The sequence below is a fragment of the Rhodococcus sp. BS-15 genome, from assembly GCF_000813105.1.
In the GTDB taxonomy this organism is placed as follows: Bacteria; Actinomycetota; Actinomycetes; order Mycobacteriales; family Mycobacteriaceae; genus Rhodococcoides.
On the sequence record NZ_BAOX01000488.1, the window covers coordinates 1 to 2,067 of the forward strand.

The 2,067-nt window shown below is 64.0% G+C and carries 2 protein-coding genes; one reads left to right on the plus strand and one right to left on the minus strand.

Features of this window, described 5'->3' with window-relative positions; translation table 11 throughout:
• On the plus strand, nucleotides 1–387 hold a 387-nt coding region (locus RHBS_RS29390), incomplete at its 5' end, for a DUF6636 domain-containing protein (protein ID WP_374700676.1).
• On the opposite strand, the gene RHBS_RS27210 is transcribed toward RHBS_RS29390, so the two are convergent.
• The coding region (locus RHBS_RS27210) for an NAD(P)/FAD-dependent oxidoreductase (RefSeq protein ID WP_145977645.1) at nucleotides 388–2,067 on the minus strand (1,680 nt) is incomplete at its 5' end. It abuts the gene before it with no gap.

Here is a 2,067-nt window from a genome sequence, read left to right on the forward strand (position 1 = left end):
CCCGTCGACCCGGCCCGATATGCCGCTGTCAACGACGAGGTCGGATGGAAGTCGCCGTCGGGCAACGTCTATTGCAAGCTCGGCTCCACCGCGTTCTCGTCCGGCTGCCAAGCCACGGACGCACCCGTGCCCGACGGCGCGGACTGCGACAAGCCACCCTTCTCGGCCGACGAGATGAGCAAGGGCTTCTTCCTGGATCCGGGCAAGGTAACGCCGATGTGCTTCAACCAAGGCGCTTTCGGGGTCGAGAACGCGCAATCGCTGGACTACAACACATCGATCTCGCACCTCGGCTACACCTGTTACTCCCGACTCGAAGCGATGGTCTGCGACGCGGGCAGCGGACACGGTTTCGTGCTGTCCATGCAGCAGGCGACGTCCAACTGATCAGCGAGCCTCATCCCGTCGAGGTTCCATGACGAAGTCGTCCAGATCGGCCCGTCGGGTCATTTCCCAGTAGTCGACGATGCGCCATGGCAGCGTCGAGACCACGCGTCCGGCGTCGTTGCGGTACCAGTTGTCCATGCCGCCGTGCGACCAGATCATCTTTTCGTGCGCCTCGTCGTGCTTGCGGACGTACTCCGCTTCCACGTCAGGTTTGCACTCGATGGCTCCGATTCGCTTGTCCACCATGTCGATCAACACATCGACGATGTAGCGCACCTGGCATTCGGCGATGGTGATGTAACTGCCTCCGTGGCCCAACACCGTTCCGGGGCCGCACGTGATGAAAAAGTTCGGGAAGTCCGGGACGGTGATGCCGAGATACGCGTGCGCATCCTCCGGGCCCCAGATGTCGCGAATGGACTCACCCGATCGGCCCCGCACGTCGATCGGCGTCAGCAGCTTGTGGGTTTCGAAGCCCGTTGCGAGGATCACCACATCGACCTCGGTCTCCGAACCATCCTGCGCGACAACCGAGTTGGTAGTGATCGAGGAGACGGCGTCGGCGATGAGGGTGACGTTGTCTCGTTTCAGCGCGGCGTACCACCCGTTGTCGAGCAGCATCCGCTTGCCGAAGGGCGGGTAATCGGGAAGCGACTTCTCGATGAGGTCCGGCCTGCCTTCGAGCTCGGCTTCGATATAGCGAGTGAAGACCCGTCGATGGGCGTCGTTCGCCGGGTTGATCGAGCGCTGCGGATACTCCCATTCGGGATCGACCTGCAGCGAGCTGTGCACCCGATCGTTGAAGTTCCAGGCCAGCCTCGTCCGGTACCACAGCCTGTACAGCGGAACGACGTCCATCAAGTAGTTGGCGTCGTCGCCCATCTCGGTGAAATACACGTCGCTCGACGACACCCACTGCGGCGACCGCTGGAACACGGTCGCATGCCCCACCGTCGACGCGATGGCCGGCAGCACCTGCATGGCACTGGCCCCGGTTCCGACGATAGCGACACGCTTGCCGGTCAGATCCAGATCGGCCGGCCAGTTCGCGGTATGGAAGATGGGGCCGTCGAACGACTCGAGCCCGGGGATGTGGGGCACCTTCGGCCGATTGAGCTGACCGGTAGCGGTGATCACCACGTCGGCGGTCAAGATCTCACCATCCATCGTCGTGACGGTCCAGCCTTGCCGCTGCGCGTCGTACTCTGCGGTCGCCACCTCGGTGTCGAAGCGAATACCCTGCCGCAGATCCTGTTCGGAGGCGACATCGCTGAGGTACTGCCACACCTCGTCGCGCTTGCCGAAGTGCGTGCTCCACGCACGCGGCGCGAAGGAGTAGGAGTAAAGGTGGCTGGGGGTGTCGACGCCGGCACCGGGGTAGGTGTTCTCGAACCAGCCGCCGCCCACGTCGGAGTTCTTCTCGAGCACGGTGTGACTGATGCCCGCCTCGTGCAGCTTGATGGACGCGAGCATCCCCGAGACGCCGGCACCGATCACGATGACCGACAGATCGTTCGGTGCGGCCACCGGAGTGTCCGCGGCGGTGAAGCCCATGTCCTCGGCCACCATGACGCCGAACTCGGGAGGAACCTGCTCACCGACGGCCGCGCTGATCATCTCGACGAGGTGCTCCGAGTCGGGTGCGGGCACCGCCATGGGCGTGCCCTCGTGGAACGCGCA